General features: G+C 62.7%; 16 protein-coding genes. 9 read left to right on the top strand and 7 right to left on the bottom strand.

Annotation, left to right across the window (positions count from 1 at the left end; all coding sequences use genetic code 11):
• Positions 1-11: 11 nt before the first annotated feature.
• Positions 12-389, bottom strand: a complete 378-nt coding sequence (locus NKI72_RS01090) for a VOC family protein (protein ID WP_352469991.1) — start codon at positions 387-389, stop codon at positions 12-14.
• A 194-nt stretch (positions 390-583) separates the two neighbouring features.
• Here NKI72_RS01090 and NKI72_RS01095 point away from each other — a divergent pair, with 194 nt between their 5' ends.
• The 5 genes from NKI72_RS01095 to NKI72_RS01115 all read left to right on the top strand — a co-directional run bounded on the left by NKI72_RS01095 (position 584) and on the right by NKI72_RS01115 (position 6,863).
• A complete protein-coding gene (locus tag NKI72_RS01095) occupies positions 584-1,768 on the top strand; it encodes an Mrp/NBP35 family ATP-binding protein (protein ID WP_352469992.1) in 1,185 nt (394 codons plus the stop codon).
• A gap of 237 nt (positions 1,769-2,005) precedes the next feature.
• A complete protein-coding gene (locus tag NKI72_RS01100) occupies positions 2,006-3,811 on the top strand; it encodes an IlvD/Edd family dehydratase (protein WP_352613838.1) in 1,806 nt (601 codons plus the stop codon).
• Between the two features lie 318 nt (positions 3,812-4,129).
• Positions 4,130-4,963 carry a chromate resistance protein ChrB domain-containing protein gene (locus NKI72_RS01105; RefSeq protein ID WP_352849804.1) on the top strand — a complete coding sequence of 278 codons (834 nt, stop codon included), beginning with the start codon at positions 4,130-4,132 and terminating at the stop codon, positions 4,961-4,963.
• The gene (chrA, locus tag NKI72_RS01110; protein WP_352813763.1) at positions 4,960-6,348 is read left to right on the top strand and encodes a chromate efflux transporter; all 1,389 of its coding nucleotides are present in this window, start codon (positions 4,960-4,962) and stop codon (positions 6,346-6,348) included. Before NKI72_RS01105 ends, chrA begins: the two co-directional genes overlap by 4 nt.
• Positions 6,349-6,464: 116 nt before the next feature.
• Positions 6,465-6,863: a hypothetical protein gene (locus tag NKI72_RS01115; protein WP_352469996.1), complete on the top strand. Its 399-nt coding sequence runs from the start codon at positions 6,465-6,467 to the stop codon at positions 6,861-6,863.
• Positions 6,864-6,909: 46 nt separating this feature from the next.
• On the opposite strand, the gene NKI72_RS01120 is transcribed toward NKI72_RS01115, so the two are convergent.
• The 3 genes from NKI72_RS01120 to pdxR form a co-directional block, all read right to left on the bottom strand.
• Positions 6,910-8,139: an aromatic ring-hydroxylating oxygenase subunit alpha gene (locus NKI72_RS01120; protein WP_352540459.1), complete on the bottom strand. Its 1,230-nt coding sequence runs from the start codon at positions 8,137-8,139 to the stop codon at positions 6,910-6,912.
• Positions 8,140-8,253: 114 nt separating this feature from the next.
• The gene (locus NKI72_RS01125; protein ID WP_352813759.1) at positions 8,254-9,843 is read right to left on the bottom strand and encodes a trimethylamine methyltransferase family protein; all 1,590 of its coding nucleotides are present in this window, start codon (positions 9,841-9,843) and stop codon (positions 8,254-8,256) included.
• Positions 9,844-10,035: 192 nt separating this feature from the next.
• Positions 10,036-11,529, bottom strand: a complete 1,494-nt coding sequence (pdxR, locus tag NKI72_RS01130) for a MocR-like pyridoxine biosynthesis transcription factor PdxR (protein ID WP_023676815.1) — start codon at positions 11,527-11,529, stop codon at positions 10,036-10,038.
• 255 nt (positions 11,530-11,784) lie between these two features.
• On the opposite strand from pdxR, the gene pgi reads away from it, so the two are divergent.
• Together pgi and NKI72_RS01140 are read left to right on the top strand one after the other, a co-directional pair.
• Positions 11,785-13,428, top strand: a complete 1,644-nt coding sequence (gene pgi, locus NKI72_RS01135) for a glucose-6-phosphate isomerase (protein ID WP_352591237.1) — start codon at positions 11,785-11,787, stop codon at positions 13,426-13,428.
• A gap of 5 nt (positions 13,429-13,433) precedes the next feature.
• Positions 13,434-14,156, top strand: a complete 723-nt coding sequence (locus tag NKI72_RS01140) for an HAD family hydrolase (protein WP_352849805.1) — start codon at positions 13,434-13,436, stop codon at positions 14,154-14,156.
• On the opposite strand, the gene NKI72_RS01145 is transcribed toward NKI72_RS01140, so the two are convergent.
• The 3 genes from NKI72_RS01145 to NKI72_RS01155 form a co-directional block, all read right to left on the bottom strand.
• Positions 14,140-14,874: a class I SAM-dependent methyltransferase gene (locus NKI72_RS01145; protein ID WP_352830379.1), complete on the bottom strand. Its 735-nt coding sequence runs from the start codon at positions 14,872-14,874 to the stop codon at positions 14,140-14,142. The genes NKI72_RS01140 and NKI72_RS01145 overlap by 17 nt on opposite strands.
• 7 nt (positions 14,875-14,881) lie before the next feature.
• Positions 14,882-16,627, bottom strand: coding sequence for a long-chain fatty acid--CoA ligase (locus NKI72_RS01150; protein ID WP_352813755.1), 1,746 nt, complete (start codon positions 16,625-16,627; stop codon positions 14,882-14,884).
• A 61-nt stretch (positions 16,628-16,688) separates the two neighbouring features.
• Positions 16,689-16,967, bottom strand: coding sequence for a hypothetical protein (locus NKI72_RS01155; protein WP_352830383.1), 279 nt, complete (start codon positions 16,965-16,967; stop codon positions 16,689-16,691).
• 352 nt (positions 16,968-17,319) lie between these two features.
• Here NKI72_RS01155 and NKI72_RS01160 point away from each other — a divergent pair, with 352 nt between their 5' ends.
• Together NKI72_RS01160 and NKI72_RS01165 are read left to right on the top strand one after the other, a co-directional pair.
• A complete protein-coding gene (locus tag NKI72_RS01160; RefSeq protein WP_352448537.1) occupies positions 17,320-18,912 on the top strand; it encodes an ABC transporter substrate-binding protein in 1,593 nt (530 codons plus the stop codon).
• Between the two features lie 58 nt (positions 18,913-18,970).
• Complete coding sequence (locus tag NKI72_RS01165; RefSeq protein ID WP_023676822.1) at positions 18,971-19,978, top strand: ABC transporter permease subunit; 1,008 nt, start codon at positions 18,971-18,973, stop codon at positions 19,976-19,978.

Below are 19,978 nucleotides of genomic sequence, written 5' to 3' on the forward strand. Positions count from 1 at the left end.
TGGCGCGGCGACTACCGGTCCACAAGATTCAGGATGTTGCCGTCCGGATCCCTGAACCATGCGACCTTCATGCCGTGACCGACATGGATGTCACCCTCAAGCGTCAGCCCGGGCATGTCGTAATGCTCGAAGGTCACGCCCTTCGATTTCAATGCCTCAACGATCTTGCCGAGTTCGTCGCCGACCGTCCATGTCACAGCCGTCGCCTTGTTGGTCCCAGCGAAGTTCGAACGGTAGACGTTGATGCTGGTGTCGCCGCTTTTATAGACGATCAGTTCGCCACCTTCATTGTGCACCTCTTTCAGGCCAAGGACCCCTTCGTAGAATGCCCTGGCCTTGGCCAGGTCCTTCACGGCGAGATTGGCCGTCGCGTTGCTGTTTGCGAGCATGATTCGTCTCCTTCCCTGGCTGTCATTCCATGCTCATGAAATAGGCTGCGCTGACGATTTGGCGACGGCTGCTCCCACTGGAAATGCCGTCATATGCTCGCTGCCTCCCCGATACGCCGCTGCAATTGGTGGTCCATCGCTTGGTTCTGTTCCGGAACTGCATTATCTGGAGCGGAAAAGTAGAGGAAAAACTCATGCCCGCCGCCAATGAAAACGTGACCAAGGAAATCGTTATCGAGCGCCTGAAGACGGTCAATGGGCCGGATTTCACCGGCAATATCGTCGACCTCGGCCTGGTTTCCGAGATTTTCATTGCCGATGCCAAGGTGTTCTTTTCGATAACCGTTCCCGCTGCCCGTGCCCAGGAGATGGAACCGCTGCGTGCGGCGGCCGAACGTGTCGTCAAGGCGATCCCCGGTGTTGCCGGCGCCGTGGTCGCGCTGACGGCGGAAAAGAAGGGCGGCGGCATGGAGGCGCCGGTTCCGCAAAGACCGGCTCAGAGGCCCGCTCCGCCGGCCGCACCTGCGCGTCCCACGCCGCAGGCGCCCGCCTCGCACAGCCAGGGCAAGCGCGGCGTACCCGGCATCGAAGCGATCATCGCCGTCGCTTCCGGCAAGGGCGGCGTCGGCAAGTCGACCACCGCCGTCAATATCGCCCTTGGGCTTGCCGCCAACGGGCTGCGGGTCGGGGTGCTCGATGCCGACATTTATGGCCCTTCCATGCCGCGTCTGCTCAACATTCGTGGCAGGCCGCAGACCGTCGACGGCAAGATCCTGAAGCCGATGCAGAATTATGGCCTCAAGGTCATGTCGATGGGCTTCCTCGTCGATGAGGAGACGCCGATGATCTGGCGCGGGCCGATGGTGATGTCGGCATTGACGCAGATGCTGCGCGAGGTCGAATGGGGACCGCTTGATGTGCTCGTCGTCGACATGCCGCCCGGCACCGGTGACGCCCAGCTGACCATGGCCCAACAGGTGCCGCTGGCCGGCGCCGTCATCGTCTCGACGCCACAGGACCTGGCCCTGATCGATGCGCGCAAAGGCCTCAACATGTTCAGAAAGGTCGACGTGCCGCTATTGGGTATCGTCGAAAACATGAGCTATTTTCTCGCCCCCGATACGGGAAAACGCTACGACATCTTCGGCCATGGCGGCGCCCGCCGCGAGGCCGAGCGTCTCGGCGTCACCTTCCTTGGCGAAGTGCCGCTCGAGATGGGCATCCGCGAAAGCTCCGATGCCGGCACGCCGGTGGTGGTCTCCAAGCCGGATGGCGCTGAGGCGAAAATCTATCGCGACATCGCCGCCAAGGTCTGGGACCGCGTCAATGAAGAGCGCGGCGCGGCCGAGGCTGCGGTGCCGAGCATCGTGTTCGAGTGATGCGGATGTCCCTCCCCAAGTGGGCCCCTTGAGGGGGAGGGTGGCCGGAAGGGTCAGGTAGGGTCCGCGGCGACGCGCTCCAACTCTCCGGGATAGCGGGCTGACAAACCACGATCCCGTCTGGCGCGGAGGCAGATGTATGTCTTTCGTACCAAAGAGCGGATTCGGATGGCGCGTGCCCCTTGCCTGCTCCCGCGCGTTGTCATATCGATTTGTCATACAAATACGGAGACCACGATGGCAGGCGCCCCCACCCACAAGAAGAAATTTCGCTCGCAGGAGTGGTTCGACAATCCCGACAATCCGGGCATGACGGCACTCTATCTGGAGCGCTACCTGAATTACGGGCTGACGCGGGCCGAACTGATGTCCGGCAAGCCGCTGATCGGCATCGCCCAGACCGGCTCGGACCTGTCGCCCTGCAACCGCCATCACATCGAACTGGCCAAGCGCGTGCGCGAAGGCATCGTCTCGATGGGTGGCATCCCTTTCGAGTTCCCTTGCCACCCGATCCAGGAGACCGGCAAGCGGCCGACTGCTGCACTTGACCGCAACCTTGCCTATCTCAGCCTGGTAGAGGTGCTCTACGGCTATCCGCTCGACGGCGTAGTGCTCACCATCGGCTGCGACAAGACGACGCCAGCCATGCTGATGGCCGCGGCCACCGTCAACATTCCGGCTATCGCGCTTTCGGTCGGCCCGATGCTCAACGGCTGGCACAAGGGCAAGCGCACCGGCTCCGGCACCATCGTCTGGGAATCGCGCCAGCGCCTGTCGGCCGGCGAGATTGGCTATGACGAGTTCATGGATATCGTTGCCTCCTCGGCGCCGTCGACCGGCTATTGCAACACGATGGGTACCGCCACCACGATGAATTCGCTGGCCGAGGCGCTCGGCATGCAATTGCCGGGCTCGGCCGCTATCCCCGCCCCCTATCGCGAGCGCGGCCAGATCGCCTACGAGACCGGAAAGCGCATCGTCGACATGGTGCATGAGGATCTGAAGCCGTCCGACATTATGACCCGTAAGGCCTTCGAGAACGCCATCGTCGTCAACTCGGCGATCGGCGGCTCGACCAACGCGCCGATCCACCTCAACGCCATCGCCCGCCATCTCGGCGTGCCGCTCGACAATGACGATTGGCAGAAGGTCGGCCTCAACATACCGCTCATCGTCAATCTGCAGCCGACGGGCGAATATCTCGGCGAGGACTATCACCATGCCGGCGGCGTGCCGGCCGTGGTCGCCGAACTGATGAAGGGCGGCCTGCTGCCCTATCCGGAAGCCATGACAGCTAATGGCAAGACCATCGGTGACAATTGCAGGGGCGCCGTCAACGAGAACCTCGACGTCATCCGCACGGTTGCCGAGCCGCTGAAAGCCAATGCCGGCTTCATCAATCTCAAGGGCAATCTGTTCGATTCGGCGATCATGAAGACCAGTGGCATCTCGCCCGAGTTCCGCGAGCGCTATCTGTCGAACCCGAAGGACCCCGAAGCCTTCGAGGGCAACGCCATGGTGTTCGACGGGCCCGAGGATTACCACGCCCGCATCGACGATCCGGCACAAGGCATCGACGAGCACACCATCCTGTTCATGCGCGGCGCCGGCCCGATCGGCTATCCGGGCGGCGCCGAAGTCGTCAACATGCAGCCGCCGGCCTATCTGATCAAAAAGGGCATCCACGCGCTGGCCTGTATCGGCGACGGCCGCCAGTCGGGCACGTCGGGTTCGCCCTCGATCCTCAACGCCTCGCCGGAAGCCGCCATCGGCGGCGGGCTGGCGCTGCTGAAGACCGGTGACCGCGTCCGCGTCGATCTGCGCAAGGGCACCGCCGATATCCTCGTCAGCGACGACGAGATCACGCGGCGGCGCACCGAACTGCAGAACAATGGCGGCTATCACTATCCCAAGCACCAGACGCCGTGGCAGGAGATCCAGCGCGGCATGGTCGACCAGTTTTCCGAAGGCATGGTGCTGAAGCCGGCGGTAAAATACCAGGATGTGGCTCATACAAGCGGGGTGCCGAGGGACAATCACTGACCAGGGTCCGTCGCATGAGCCAGCCGCCGGTGCAGGCAATTTGCCGAGGTCAGCGCCAGGAGGGGTAGGGGTGGGGTCACATCGCAGAGCGAAAGCCTCGGCTTTCCACCTGCGATAGCCTGCCGCTAATGGGCAGAAATGCCCGGCACAGGGTTGGACGCGGTCATTTGTCAACAGCGATTGCTCCCGCGAGAACGGCAATGCTTGACAAGCGAGCGCGACAAATCCACGATCATCGCAAGGGGTTAATCGCGACGACCCCGTGAGGCGTCAGCCCAATGTTCGCGTCCAAGCTTCTCTTTCCAGGAGGTGGACGCCATGCCGTCGACAACAACCATCACCGTACCGCAACTATCCCGTCTGATTGGTCTGCCGGGTGCACCCGCGATCATCGATGTCCGCATCGACGATGACTACAACGCCGACCCGCGACTGCTGCCGGCGTCGGATCGGCGTGATTTCAGGACTGTCTCGAACTGGGCTGCCGACTTCGCCGGCTGGCAAGTGACAGTCGTCTGCCAACAGGGAAAAAAGCACTCGCAAGGCGTGGCCGCATGGCTGCGCCACGAGGGCATTGCCGCCGAATCGCTCGACGGCGGGTTTGAAGACTGGCGCGACGCCAAGGGGCTTCTCGTTGACGCCCGCAAGATACCGCCCCGCGATGACAAGGGCCGCACCGTTTGGGTGACGCGTACGCGCCCGAAGGTCGACCGCATCGCCTGCCCCTGGCTGATTCGGCGCTTCATCGATCCTCACGCGGTCTTTCTCTTCGTCGAGCCGGCCGAAGTGTCGGCCGTCGCCGATCGCTTTCAGGCCGTGCCTTTCGACATTGAGAACGTGTTCTGGAGCCATCGCGGCGAACGCTGCACCTTCGACACCATGATCGAGGAGTTCGGGCTTAAATCCGAAGCACTCGATCGCTTGGCCACGATCATACGCGCTGCCGATACTGCGAGCCTCGATCTTGTTCCACAGGCGGCCGGGTTCCTGGCCGCCTCGCTTGGCCTGTCACGGATGTTTCGCAACGATCTGGAGCAGCTCGAGGCCGGCATGCTGCTCTATGATATGTTCTTCCGCTGGTGCCGCGATGCCACCGAGGAGACGCATAACTGGCCGGCCGCCGGCACAGTCAGCGCGGGCAAGCCATCGTGAGCGCCGTCCTATCGAAAAAGCCGGCGGAGATTCAGGAGCCCGCTGTGCCGAGCTTCCGGCAGGCCGTGAAGGTCTGGGCAAAAATCGGCGTGCTCAGCTTTGGCGGCCCGGCCGGGCAGATCGCGCTCATGCACAAGGAACTGGTCGAGGAACGGCGCTGGATCGGCGAACAGCGCTTCCTGCATGCGTTGAACTACTGCATGCTGCTGCCTGGCCCTGAGGCCCAGCAGCTCGCCATCTATATCGGCTGGTTGCTGCACAAAACGGCCGGCGGCCTTGTTGCCGGCATTCTCTTCGTCGTGCCGGGCGCGCTTGTCATGCTCGTCCTGAGCAGCCTTTATGCGCTCTATGGCGATGTACCACTCGTCTCGGCGCTGTTTTTCGGGGTCAAGGCGACCGTGCTCGCCATTGTCATCGAGGCGGTGATCCGGATCGGCAAACGCGCGCTGAAAAACCCGGTCATGGTGTCGATCGCACTCGCTGCCTTCATCGCCATCTACGCGTTGAACGTGCCGTTTCCGCTGATCGTGCTGCTTGCCGGGCTGGCAGGCTGGATCGGCAACCGTAGTGCGCCGGCATTTTTTTCCGGCGCCTCGCATGGCAAGGGCGATGTTCCCGACATAAAGGGCGTGGTCGATCTGATGTTCGAGCGCGGCGAACTGACCCACGTCAGGCCGACACGATGGCACGCGCCGCGCACTTTGGCGATCTGGCTGCCGATCTGGCTGGGGCCTGTTCTGCTGGTCTGGGCTTTCACCGGCCCTGCCAGCGTCTGGACGCAAATCGGTGGCTTCTTCAGTGTCATGGCGGTCGTCACCTTCGGCGGCGCCTACGCAGCCCTTGCCTATGTCGCGCAGGCAGCGGTCGAGTACTTCGGCTGGCTGGCACCCGGTGAAATGGTCGACGGCCTTGGACTTGCCGAAACCACGCCGGGTCCGCTCATCCTGGTCTTGCAGTTCGTCGGCTTCGTTGCCGCGTTCCGCCAGCCGGGCTTGCTGGCGCCGCTGGTTGCCGGACTGTTTGGCGGGCTGTTCACGCTGTGGGCGACGTTTACCCCATGTTTCCTATGGATATTCCTTGGCGCGCCTTACATCGAAGCGCTGCGCGGCAACAAGGCGCTGTCGGCGGCGCTCGGTGCGATCACCGCCGCCGTCGTCGGCGTCATCATGAATCTCGCTCTATGGTTCGGCTTGCACGTCATCTTCGGCGAAGTGCGCAATGTCGGGCTTGGAATGGACGTGCCGGTGCTTTCATCGATAGACTGGCGCGCGGCGCTGCTTTCCTGTGCCTCGATGATCGCCATTCTGAAGCTGAAGATCGGTATGCTGCCGACGCTTGCCGGATCGGCGCTGGCCGGTGTCTTGTTGCTGGCGGTAAGTAGCTGATGCCTGCAAGGACTTGAAGCGCATCGCCTGAATCTACTTAAACGCGACGCTTGGATGCCGCTGCCTTTGTATTCCGCTTGTGAACCACCTAACTGGTTGGGAACGGTTGGACCATTATGGCGCAACGGCGTTCTTCCCTCGGCTTCCTTGGAATGTTCGGTCGCTCGGGCGACTTGAGGCAGCTCGACGATGCATTGCGCGGCGCCGATCTGCATCCCGCCCTTGTGCCGGAGGGGGTAAAACTCACGATCGTCAATCTGATGAAGGATCACTGGCCCGACGAGCCGCCGCCGGGCATCTATGCGTCGGTGGCACAATTGTGCAGCTATTGCATCGCGGGTCCCGAAACCTTCGAGCAAGCCAATGGCCATCAACGGACGCTGGAAGCCGAGCGCCGCATCGAGGCGGCACTTGAGGCCGGCGACAGCTTCGACGCACAGATCGTGCTGATGACGCTGCATGCCAAGCTGATCAACGCCGAAGTCGTCGACCGATACGGGCTCAGCGCGGAATGACGCGACAGGCAAGATCTGCCGGATCCCCCCGCGGCAGCCGAGTCGATCAAGCCCGGCTGATCTCCTCAAGATACCAGCCGATGTAGCGCAGTTCGTTGTATTCCATCGGCGCGATCGGCCCCGGCACGAAATAGTGCGAGCGCACGCCACGCGCTGTGTGCTCGATGATCTTCTTGTCCTCTTGGGTGGTGACCTTCCACAGCCAGGTCAGCTTCTCCAGATCGTAGTCCTGGCCCTCGACCGCGTCGCCGCGCACCAGCCAGATCAGCTCCATCTCGCAGGTGCCCGCGGTTTTCGGGATGAAGCGGTAGATCATGCCGTGATCGGGATAGCACACGAGGAAGGTCGTGCCGCCGAGATGGATGGAGGTGACGCCACCGTCATAGTCGGTGAAGCGGCCCATCAGCGGGGCCACCGGCGAGCCATCCTGGCTGCCGCTCGAAACGCCATCATAGAGCGCATAGCGGAAGGTATGGATTGCTTCCTGACCGGCCGCCGAGTTCTGCCAGCGGTTGGCGCTGCCGATCTCGATGCCAAGCGCGCAGGTGCGCTGCTCCATCGCCGCGTTGAGCTGCTCGATCATCTCGGCCGGCTTTTCCAGCGCATGCGTCTGCGAATATTCCGGATGCGCCGGCCCGCAATGGTAGCATTCGACATAGTTCTCGACGGCGAGCTTCCAGTTGGCGTCGAGCGGATAGGACTGGCGATACGCCACCTTGGCGTCGCCCCAGCCATACTGGCCGCAGCTTGTGCGCAGCGACTGTTCGATTGGATCGAAATCGAGCGGCGTCTCCGCGAAGGAAATGAAAACCAGCCCGGAGGCAACGCGGACATGAAGCTTCTTCAGCCCGTGCGCCGTGCGGTCGAAATCCTTCGGCATCAGGCGGGCAGCGCGCAACGACCCGTCATTGGAATAGGTCCAGGCGTGGTAGGGACACACGAACATCTTCGCGTTGCCCTTCTCCTTGGTGCAGACCTCGGCGCCGCGGTGGCGGCAGACATTGAGCATGGCATGCACCGTGCCATCCATGCCGCGCGTCAGGATGACCGCCTCGTCGCCCAGTTTGAACAGCTCGAAATCGCCGGGGTTCGGGATAACGCTGGCATGGGCCAGGCAATGCCAGTGGCGGCGAAAGACACGTTCCATGTCACGCTCGAAGATCGCCGGGTCATGATAGAAGGCACGCACCAGGCCGTGGCCGGGCCGGTGAGACGCCACCAGCCGATCGATCGCGTCGCCGTCGGTGTGGGCTTGCAGGATAGGATGCGCACTCATTTGTCGTTCTGCCCGATGGTTGGTCCTGGGGCAATTCCAGGAAAGCTGTGAAGCGGTTTTCGTCCGGAATTGGCTCTGGGTGGTGGCTGTATGGCTGCACGAACGCGTCTCCGGTCAGCCGCCCATATGCGTACGCGGCAGGTGGATCAGGCTGCCGAAGCGGGCACGCAATCTGTCGTCGACCTGTTTTGGCACGTGGCGCGGAAATCGTTCGGCAAGAACGCGTTTCTTCTCGGTGATCGCACGCAGCAATATATCAGGTCGGCCTTTTTCGTTCCATTCCTTCGGTGAGGAACGATCGGCGAAGGCGGGATAGAGATGATCGGTCTGCATCAGCTTGAGCGTTTGTTCGTTGTCGAGATAGTGGCCTGGGCCTTTGAGGCAGACCTCGGCGATGCTGTCGATCGACAGGGCCTCGTCAGTCACGTCGATGCCACGTGCGCAGCCCAGGCAATGACCGAGCATGTCGTTGTCGATGACCAGGCTCTCCAGGCAGAAGCCGAGCAGCGAGGCATGCATGCCGGCCGCCTCGTAGACGAGGTTGAGGCCGGAGAGGCCGGCCATCACATTGGTGATGCCCTTTTCGTAGCCGGATTGAATGTCGGGCAGTTTCGAATCCGTCATGCCAGCGGCCGAGCCGCCGGGCAGATCGTAGAATTGCGCCATCTGGGCGCAGGCCGCCGTTGCCACCGACTGCTCGGCCGACCCGCCGGCCATGGCGCCGGTGCGCAGGTCCGACATGAACGGCCAGGCGCCGAAGATCGCCGGATGGCCCGGCTTGAGCGCGTTGACATAGACCAGGCCGGCCAGTACCTCGGCCACCGCTTGCACGACGGCGCCGGCCATCGCCGCAGGTGCTGTGGTGCCGGACTGGCCGGTCGAGAGCAGCAGGATCGGGATGCCGCCTTCAACGCAAGCCTCGAGCACGCCGCAGGCATCCTCGGCGAACTTCATCGGCGGCACGACGAATGAGTTAGAGTTAGAAACGAATGGCCGGGCGCGGAAATTCTCCTCGCCGCCGGCGATGGCGTACAGCATTTCAAGCGCCGGCTTCACGTTCTCACGCACGGTGAAGGATGTTCCGACGTGCTTCGATGTCCCCATCACACAGGCATAGAGCGTGTTGAAATCCATCTCGAGCGGATCGGCGATGTCGCGCGCCACCATCGGCCGCTGGAAGAAATGGATGTTGTCCAGCCCATCGACGATGCGGGCAGCATCATAAATGTCCTGCAGCTTGGATTCGCGGTACTCGCGCTTCTCCAGATCCACCAGGTGCACGGCGATACCTGCCGTGCCGTAGTGCACGCGCTTGCCCTGGACCACCATGTCGTGCCTGGCGTCCTGGCCATGAAGTGTGAAATGTCGTGCCGCCCGCTGGATGGTGTCGAGCACTAGCGCGCGTGGAAAGCGCACACGGTCGTCGTCGCCACGGACCGCCCCCGCCTTGGTCAGCACCTTTATGCAGGAAGGGATGGCATTGGCGAAACCCACCGTCTCCAGGAGCGTCAGCACGCCCTCGTGGATGCGCTCGCAGTCATCCCCGCGCAGCGGCCCGTAGCTGCCGCCCTCGATGGCCTGGTGTCGTGGTCCGGTGTCCTCCATCAGAGGAGCTGATCGCATGGCATGTCCTGTTTCGCGAAGACCGGAGCGCTGTGGACGACGGTTCGCCGGCGTGTCCTGCTGTTCGACAGCCACTGGCATGGAAGCACTCCACCTTCATCGGCAGGAACGCGCGGCGGTTGGTCCACCATCGGCCTGCTTCGTCCTTCTACACAGCGACTATGCCGCCGGCATTGGCACAGCCTATGTGCCAGCCGGTCCCGTCGAATATGCCAAGGAGCTAAAGAACCGGAGCCGCACCACATGCGCCAGGCTCCGGTCGGGGAAGGGAGATCAGGCCGCTGCCGGCCTGCGTCCAGCTGCCGTCGCCAGTTCGCGGATGCCGGGTTCGATGTGCTGCAACGCGATCGAGGAAATGCCCAAGCGCATGAAACGCGATGGCTTTTCGGTGCGGTCGAAGAAGCGGTCGCCAGGCTCGATGATGACGCTGCGCGAGGCCGCGGCCTCCGCCAGCCCGCGCGAATCGGTGCCGCGCGGCCCCTCGAGCCAGAGCGACGTGCCGCCGGCCGAATCGGTCGAGCGCCACTCCGGTAGGAAGGCGGAAATCGCATGGACCAGACGCTTGCGCCTCTCGTCGAAGGCGCTCGACAGCCGCCGCACCAGCGCCTCGTGATGGCCGAGCGACAGGAAGAGCGCCACGGCGCGCTGGTTGTTCGCCGGCGGATGGCGCAGCATGAAGCGGCGTAGCGCCCGAAGCTCGGAGATCAGCCCGGCCGAGGCGACGATGTAGCCAAGCCTCAGGCCGGGAGCCAGCGTCTTCGACATCGAGCCGACATAGACGACGCGGCCGGAGCGATCGAGGCTCTTCAGCGCCTGCTGCGGCGCCTCGTCCAGGAGCTGGCTGTCATATCCGTCCTCGATGATGATCTGGTTGTGCCGGTTGGCGCGCGCCAAAAGCTCCTGCCGCCGCTCTGCCGACAGCGGCACCATGGTCGGGCAATGGTGGCTGGGCGTGACGAAGACGAAGCCGGAATCATTGGGAATGGCCGAGGTTACGATGCCGGAGTGGTCGACCGGAACCGGCTGGATCTCGGCGCCGGCCAGCCGGAAGATCGAACGTGCATCGGGATAGCCCGGGTCCTCCATCGCCACCTTGGAGCCCTTGGTCATCAACAGCGTCGCCAGCATGTAAAGCGCGTTCTGCGCGCCCAACGTCACGATGATCTCGTCCGGATTGGCGAAGATGCCGCGTCGCGGCAGCAGCCGTGCCTGGATCTGCTCGATCAGGAGCGGATCGTCGCGGTCGACCATGTCGGATGCCCAGTTGCGGATTTCGAGCACCGCCAACGCCATGCGGTTGCACTCGCGCCATTCGGCGGTCGGGAACAGCGCCGGGTCGAATTGGCCATAGACGAAGGGGTATGACGACTTGATCCAGTTGTCGTGCTTGGCCGGCGGCGGCATGTCGCTCGCCGCGATCTGCCGACGCGCCTTCCAGTCGATCTCGTTGGCCTGGTCGGGCGCCTTCTGATGCGGCTTGGCCGGCGTCGCCAGCACTTCGGGATTGACGAAATGGCCGCGGCGCTCGCGCGCCACCAGGAAGCCCTGGTCGACCAGCTGCTGGAAGGCCAGCACCACGGTGCCGCGCGCCACGCCGAGTTTTTCGGCAAGAATCCGGCAGGACGGAAGCGGCATGGAAGCCGCGATCTGCCGGTCGAGGATGGCGGCGACGATCGCCTGGCGGATCTGCGCCTGCAGGGTCTGACCGGATTCCGCCGAAATCCGGAACAGGCCGGACCATATGGCCGTGTCGTTTCGCTGTGGCATGGGAGATGTTCCTCGATGGCCAGCTTTTTTCACGTGGCTGGACCAGTCGAATGTACCGGTGGCACAAGGTGTTGCGCCAATCAATTTTTCTGATCGCTGGGATTTATGCCAGTGATCCTTTGAGCCGGCCCACGCTGCGCTGCGGCATCGCTGCGCATTGAAACAGATGGAATTCGACCCGATAGTTTGCCGCGACGACACGCGCCGGAAACATCCGGCCTGATAAGATGCATCTCAAGAGACCGGAGCGAAGCAGTGGATCAATCGTCCTTTCAAAAGCAGCTCGACGCATTGCGCGATCACCGTGCGGCCAAATCGGGCTCGATGCGCGAGGCTTTCGCTGCCGATCCGCAGCGCTTCGAGAAATTCTCCGCCAGTGACGGCGACCTGCTGCTCGACTGGTCGAAATGCGCGGTCGATGCGCGGACTATGGAGTTGCTGGAGAAACTGGCTGAGGCCGCTGACCTCGAAGGCCGGCGCGACGCGATGTTTGCCGGCAAGAAGATCAACGTCACTGAAGGCCGCGCCGTGCTGCACACGGCGCTGCGCAACCTGACCGGCAAGGGCATCGTGCTCGACGGCCAGGACGTGAAGGCGGAAGTCCTTGCCGTACTCGACGCGATGGGTGCCTTCGCCGACGCGGTGCGTTCCGGCAAGGCGGCCGGCGCGACCGGCAAGAAGATCACCGACATCGTCAACATCGGCATCGGCGGCTCCGATCTCGGCCCGGCCATGGCGACGCTGGCGCTGGCGCCCTATCATGACGGGCCGCGCGCGCATTACGTATCCAATATCGACGGTGCCCATATCCACGACACGCTGAAGGGTCTTTCCGCCGAAACCACCCTGTTCATCATCGCCTCCAAGACCTTCACCACGGTCGAGACGATGACCAATGCCGAAACCGCGCGCAGATGGGTCGAGAAGGCGCTCGGCAAGGAAGCGGTCGGCAAGCATTTCGCCGCCGTCTCGACGGCGCTCGACCTGGTCGCCAAATTCGGCATCGCGCCCGATCGCGTCTTCGGCTTCTGGGACTGGGTCGGCGGGCGCTATTCCGTCTGGGGTGCGATCGGTCTCCCGGTGATGATCGCCATCGGCCCGAAGGATTTTCGCGCCTTTCTCGACGGCGCCCATGAGATGGACGAGCATTTCCGCACCGCCCCGCTGGCGAAGAACCTGCCGGCGCTGATGGGGCTGATTGGCTGGTGGCACCGCGTGATCTGCAAATACCCCGCTCGCGCCGTCATCCCCTACGATCAGCGTCTGTCCAGGCTGCCGGCCTATCTGCAGCAGCTCGACATGGAATCGAACGGCAAGAGCGTCACCCTGGACGGCGGCGCTGTAACGACGCCGACCGGCCCGCTGGTCTGGGGCGAGCCCGGCACCAATGGCCAGCATGCCTTCTTCCAACTTCTGCATCAGGGCACCGATTTCATTCCGGTCGAATTCCTCGCCGCTGCCGTCGGCCACGAGCCGGAACTGAAGCATCACCACGACCTTCTGCTTGCCAATTGCCTGGCGCAGTCGGAAGCCTTCATGAAGGGCCGCACGCTTGAGGAAGCCCGAGCGCAGATGCTGGCGAAAGGCATGAAGCCGGCCGATGTCGACAGGATTGCTCCGCACCGCGTCTTCTCCGGCGACCGCCCCTCAGTGACGATCCTCTACAGGAAACTCGACCCCCACACGTTCGGACGGCTGATTGCGCTTTACGAACACCGCGTCTTCGTCGAAGGCACGCTGTTCAACATCAACTCCTTCGACCAGTGGGGCGTCGAGCTCGGCAAGGAACTGGCGACCGGGCTGCTGCCCGTCGTTGAAGGCAAGGAGAACGCCGCAAAGCGGGATGCCTCGACTGCTGGACTGGTGGAATACATCCACCGCTTGCGCGGCCCGGAGTGAAAAGCTTGGCGGACATCAAGGGAATATTGTTCGACAAGGACGGCACGCTCGTAGATTTCAACGCGACATGGCTGGGCATCGCCGACTTCATGGCGATGGATGCGGCCGAAGGCGATCGCTGGAAAGCAGACAGGCTGCTTGCGGCGGCGGGCTTCGACTTCGCCACCAAGCGCTTCAAGCCGGATTCGATTTTTGCCTCCGGCACCAACATGGACGTCGTCGAGCTGTGGTTTCCACGGCTGTCCGACGAGGACCAGATGCTTGCCGTCGCCCGCTTCAACGCCATCACCTCGGCGCAAGGATCGGCAATGGCGGTGGCGCTGCCGGGCGTGGTCGAGACGCTTGGCCTGCTTCACAGAAAATCCTACCGGCTTGGTGTCGCCACCAACGATTCGACCAGCGGCGCGGAAAAGACCCTGGTCACGCTGGGCGTCGCGCAGCTTTTCGACGCCGCCTATGGTTACGACGCGGTGGCCAATCCAAAACCGGCGCCGGATACGATCCTTGCCTTCTCTGATCTGACGGGGCTCAGGCCCTCGGCAATCGCCATGGTCGGCGACAACCGTCACGATCTTGAAATGGCGCGGGCGGGCGGCTGCGGTCTGGCGGTCGGCGTGCTGTCCGGCACCGGCACACGTGAATCGCTGTCCCAGATAGCCGACGTCATTCTGGATTCGGTGGCCGACCTGCCTAATTTTCTTTCGGCGCGGGTCAGCGAGACAGTCTAGACTCGCAGCTAGCTGGTCCGAACGAGAACACGCCGCTCGGTTTCATCGCCGCATTCCTGCCTTCGCCGACATCCGGCACCTCGTATTCGGCCAGCAGGCGAAGCCGCGAGCGGGGCAGATAGGCGCGGCCCGGATCGCCGATCAGCACGGCGATGCCGGCTGCAAGGCAGCGGTCGAGGAAGGGGACGACCCGGCCGGCGAGATCATGGGCGTAGAACAGGTCGCCGACCACCACGACATCCACCGGTGGCGGCGGACCGCTGGTGATGTCTTCGCCAATGATCATGATAGCGACGCCGTTCGCAGTCGCGTTGAGGCCGAGTGCAACCACACCGTTGCGATCGATCTCGGCCGCGACGACCGCGCTTGCCCCGGCTTTTGCCGCTGCAATGCCGACGAGACCCGAACCGGCGCCGAGGTCGAGCACGCGACGGCCGGCCACGGTCTCCGGCCGGTCGAATATGTAGCGGGCGAGCACCGCGCCGCCGGCCCAGACATAGGCCCAGTACGGTGGCTCCGGTTCAGGTCCGTCTTCTTCGGTCGCATGTTGGTTCCATTCGAGAAGCCGCCTGAGCCCGCTTCCCGGATGGGCGGTGTAAAGCCGAATTTCGGGAAGCGCGGGCACGGGGGCGATCCGCATGTTCGCCCGGATGAACTGTGCCGGGTCCGGGCGCGAACCTATGCTCACGGCGTTGGCGCCGGCGATGCAATCGCTCAAGCTGCGCCTAGCCCCGCAACGCCCGGCGCAGGATCTTGCCGACCGGTGTCTTCGGCAGCTCGGTGCGGAACTCAATATACCTGGGACGCTTGTAGCCGGTCAGGTTCTCACGGCAATAAGCCGTCAGCATGTCGGCGGTCAGTGCCGGGTCCTTCTTGACGACGAACAGCTTCGGCACTTCACCCGAATGCTCGTCCGGCACGCCGATCGCGGCAACTTCGAGTACGCCTGGATGCTGCGCCACCACTTCCTCGAGTTCGTTCGGATAGACGTTGAAGCCGGAAACCAGGATCATGTCCTTCTTGCGGTCGACGATCTTGGTGTAGCCAAGCTCGTCCATGAAGCCCATGTCGCCCGATTTGAAGAAGCCGTCCTCGGTCATCACCTTGGCGGTCTCGTCCGGCCGGTTCCAGTAGCCGGCCATCACCTGCGGTCCGCGGATGCAGATTTCGCCGACTTCGCCGAGCGGCAAATTGTTGCCGTCGTCGTCGCGGATCGCGATCTCGGTCGAGGGCAGCGGCAGGCCGATCGTGCCGGTGTAAACGCCGTCGCTGAATTTGTTGATCGTTGCTCCCGGCGAGGTCTCGGTGAGCCCGTAGGCCTCGCTGATCGGGCAGCCGGTCAGCACCTTCCAGCGTTCGGCGATGGCCCTCTGCACCGGCATGCCGCCACCCAGCGTCAGGATCAGCGGCTTGAAATCGAGCTTGCGAAAATCCTCATTATTGAGCAGCGCATTGAACAGCGTGTTGAGGCCCGGAAAGATGTGGATCGGGTATTTCTGCAGCTCCTTGACGAAGCCGGGAATGTCGCGCGGATTGGGGATGAGGACATTCTGCGCGCCTTGCTGCATGCCTACCAGCACGTTCGCCGTCAGCGCAAAAATGTGATAGAGCGGCAGCGCGCAGAGGAAGTTCAGATGCGCCGGCTTCGGCTTGACGGTAAAAGCGTCTTCGGCCCACAGCGCGTTCTGCGCGACGTTCGCCAAAATGTTGCTGTGCAAAAGCATCGCGCCCTTGGAGATGCCGGTCGTGCCGCCCGTGTATTGCAGGAAGGCGATGTCGTCGGCCGTGACCCTTGCGGGCCTGAAGGCCTTGCCGGTGCCCGCCTTCAGCGCGGCGTTGAACTTGACATGGCCGGGCAGCGACCATGCCGGCACCATCTTCTTGACGCGGCGTACAACGAAGTTGACGATCGTTCCCTTGAGCCCGCCGAGCATGTCGCCCATCGAGGCGACCACGACATGCTTGACCGCGGTCCTGGCGATCACCGCTTGCAGGGTGCAGGCAAAATTTTCGAGGATGACAATGGCTTGAGCGCCGGAATCCTTGAGCTGGTGCTCCAGCTCGCGCGGCGTGTAGAGCGGATTGATGTTTACCACGACATAGCCGGCGCGAAGCACTGCCATCATCGCCACCGGATATTGCAGCACATTCGGCATCATCAGGGCGACGCGCGCGCCCTTCTGCAGCCCCGTTGATTGCAGATAGGCGCCGAAGGCGGCCGACTGTCGCTCGAGATCGGCATAGGTGATCGATTTACCCATGCAGACGAAGGCCGGCCGGCTTGCAAACTGCTTGCACACGGCGACGAGAAAGTCGCCGATCGAGCTGGAGGGCAGGGCGCCGATCTCGGCCGGCACGATCTTTGGGTAACTCTGGAGCCAGGGTTTTTCCGGCAGGCCGGCGGCCAGCGACGTGATCGCCTTTGGTAATCTCTTGGCCGGACCTGCCGGCGGTCGGCGCGCTGTCGGCACTGCCTTCGCCGCCGGCTTGGCGGCAGACTTTGCAGCAGGCGCCGTCTTGCCGGGTGCCGGTTTAGCAGCCGCTCCAGCCGTGGTCTTCGCCGCCGGCTTCGCGGTTGCCTTCGCGGTAGCCGTCGGCTTGGCGGCGGCCGCTTTTGACTTGACTGCTTTCGATGTTGCCTCGGCCTTTGCTTTCGCCGCGTTGGTTGTCTTTGCCGGTTTTGCCACCTGTCGCTCCCTCAATCGTTCTTATTGTTTCGGCATGCTTGCGCGCCACCACCGCCCTGATCACAACGATATCCCACGCTTGCCGCAATGTCCGGAACGTGGGAAAATCCGGCACGCTGCCCACCTATCTATGTATTGCCACAAGCGACGGCCGTGCAAGCCTCGCCACCTGGAGTGCGGTAAGACTTGCCGTCAAACCTCTCGGCCGCGACCGGTTTTCGGATGCGCATCTCTTGAACCGAACGGCTCGATTCCCACAGTTGGCGGCATCGCCGATCAACAAAAAATTGAAGTCGCTAATAATGTCGTGATCTGCGGATTCGGCTCGTTTTTTCCACAATTTGCCGCGTGCCGGAATTTTTTTCTGCTTCCCGTGGGTTAGGCAAACAAGCAGTTCCAAAGCTAGAAAAACGGTGCTTATATGCGGCCTTCGCGAGCCTGATAGAGGGGCTTGGAAGAACATCAGGGAGTGCTCAATGAAAAAGAAACTGACTTTTGCAGCCGCGTTGCTGGCTGCAAGCGTCCTCGGCGGCATGGCCAATGCAAAACAACTGGTCTATTGCTCGGAGGCTTCGCCGGCCGGCTTCGACCCGTCGCCATGGAGCGGCGGCAACGACTTCGACGCCTCGTCGCGCACCATCTATTCGCGCCTGGTCGAGTTCGAGCATGGCAAGACCACCATCTCGCCCGGCCTGGCCGAGAGCTGGACGGTTTCCGACGACGGTCTCGAATACACCTTCAAGCTTCGCCCGGGTGTGAAATTCCAGACGACCGATTATTTCACGCCGACGCGCGACCTCAACGCAGACGACGTGATCTTTTCCTTCGAACGCCAGTGGAAGAAAGAAAGCCCGTGGTACAGCTATCTGGAAGGCACCGGCTGGGAATATTTCACCGGCATGGGCTTTCCCGATCTCCTGAAGGAAATCGTCAAGGTCGACGACCTGACGGTGAAATTCGTGCTGAACAAGCCTGAAGTCGCGTTCCTGCCGGACCTCGGCATGGATTTCGCCTCGATCGTCTCCAAGGAATATGCCGACCAACTCGACAAGGCCGGCACCAGGCAGCAGTTCACCCAGAAGCCGGTCGGCACTGGTCCGTTCCAGTTCGTCGACTATCAGGTCGATGCGGTCGTGCGCTATGCAGCATGGGACGGCTACTATGGCGGGCGACAGAAGATCGACGATCTGATCTTCGCCATCACGCCCGATCCGGCCGTACGCGCGCAGAAGCTGAAGGCGGGCGAGTGCGATATCATGTCATACCCGGCGCCGGCCGACATTGCCGGACTGCAGGCTGACGCGAACCTCAAGGTCGACGAGCAGGAAGGCCTGAACATCGGCTACATGGCTTACAACACGACGCAGCCGCCCTTCGACAAGGTCGAGGTCCGCAAGGCCCTCAACATGGCGGTAAACAAGAAGGCGATCATCGACGCGGTCTATCAGGGCGCCGGCGCGCCGGCCATCAACCCGATCCCGCCGACCATGTGGTCCTATAACAAGGACATCAAGGACGATCCCTATGATCCGGAGGCGGCCAAGAAGATGCTGGCCGATGCAGGCGTCAAGGATCTGTCGATGAAGATCTGGGCTATGCCGGTCAGCCGCCCCTACAACCCGAACGCCCAGCGCGTCGCCGAGTTGATCCAGGCCGACTATGCCGCCGTCGGCGTCAAGGCGGAGATCGTCAGTTACGAATGGACCGAGTATCGCCAGCGCGGCAAGGCTAAGGATCGCGACGGCGCCTTCCAACTGGGCTGGACCGGTGACAATGGCGATCCGGACAACTTCTTTTTCCTGCTCGGTTGCGATGCCATCGGCCAGTCCAATTATGCGATCTGGTGCAACCAGGAATTCGAAGCCCTGCTGAAAAAAGGCAAGGCGACGACGGACGTCGCCGAGCGCACCAAGATCTACGAGGAAGCTCAGGTGGTGTTCAAGCGTGAGGCTCCGTGGCTGACCATCGCCCACTCCAAGGTCTTCATGCCGATGAACAAGAAGGTGTCGGGCTTCGTTATGGACCCGCTCGGCATTCATCGGTTTGACGGCGTCGACGTCACCGAATAAGTCCTGAGAAATTGAACGGCGGCGCTGGACTTCCCGCGCCGCCGTTCTATGAAGCAAGATGCTCCGTTATCTCCTCCACAAGCTCGCTTTGATCATCCCGACCGTGTTCGGCATATCGCTGGCGGCGTTTGCTTTCGTCCGGCTTCTGCCCGGCGATCCTATCCTGGCCCTGGCGGGCGAGCGCGGCGTCAGCCCCGAGCGCTACGCCCAGCTCATCGAGCAGTTTGGCTACAACCGGCCCTATGTCATCCAATACCTGGAATATATCGGCAGGGTCCTGACCGGCGATTTCGGCATATCTATTGCCACCAAGCGGCCAGTGCTCGGCGAATTCCAGGCGCTGTTTCCAGCCACGCTGGAACTGGCGACAGTGGCGTTGATCATCGCCGTCCTGCTCGGCATTCCTGCCGGTATCTTCGCCGCGGTCAAGCGCGGCTCGTGGTTCGACCAGGCTACGATGGGTGTCGCGCTGACCGGATATTCGATGCCGATCTTCTGGTGGGGGTTGCTGCTCATTATCTTCTTCTCCGGCTATCTCGGCTGGACGCCGGTTTCCGGCCGCATCGGCCTGCAGTATTTCTTCAGGCCGACGACCGGGTTCATGCTCATCGACAGCCTGATCTCCGGCAGGAGCGGGGCTTTCAAATCTGCCGTCAGCCATTTGATCCTGCCGTCGATCGTGCTGGCGACGATCCCGCTTGCCGTCATAGCGCGCCAGACGCGCTCGGCGATGCTCGAGGTGCTGGGCGAGGACTATGTCCGCACCGCGCGCGCTAAGGGCCTGGCGCCTCGCCGCGTCATCGGTCTGCACGCTTTTCGCAACGCGCTGATCCCGGTAGTCACCACCATTGGACTGCAGGTCGGCACCTTGATGGCGGGCGCCATTCTGACCGAGACCATTTTTTCCTGGCCGGGCATCGGCAAATGGATGATCGATGCCATCGGCAAGCGCGACTATGTCGTCGTCCAGAGCGGATTGCTGATCATCGCGCTGATCGTCATGGCGGTGAACCTGATCGTCGACGTGCTCTACGCCGTCATCAATCCGCGCATCCGGGTGCAGTGA

Origin of the sequence: Mesorhizobium sp. M0437 (assembly GCF_040321335.1) — a bacterium.
In the GTDB taxonomy this organism is placed as follows: domain Bacteria; phylum Pseudomonadota; class Alphaproteobacteria; order Rhizobiales; family Rhizobiaceae; genus Mesorhizobium.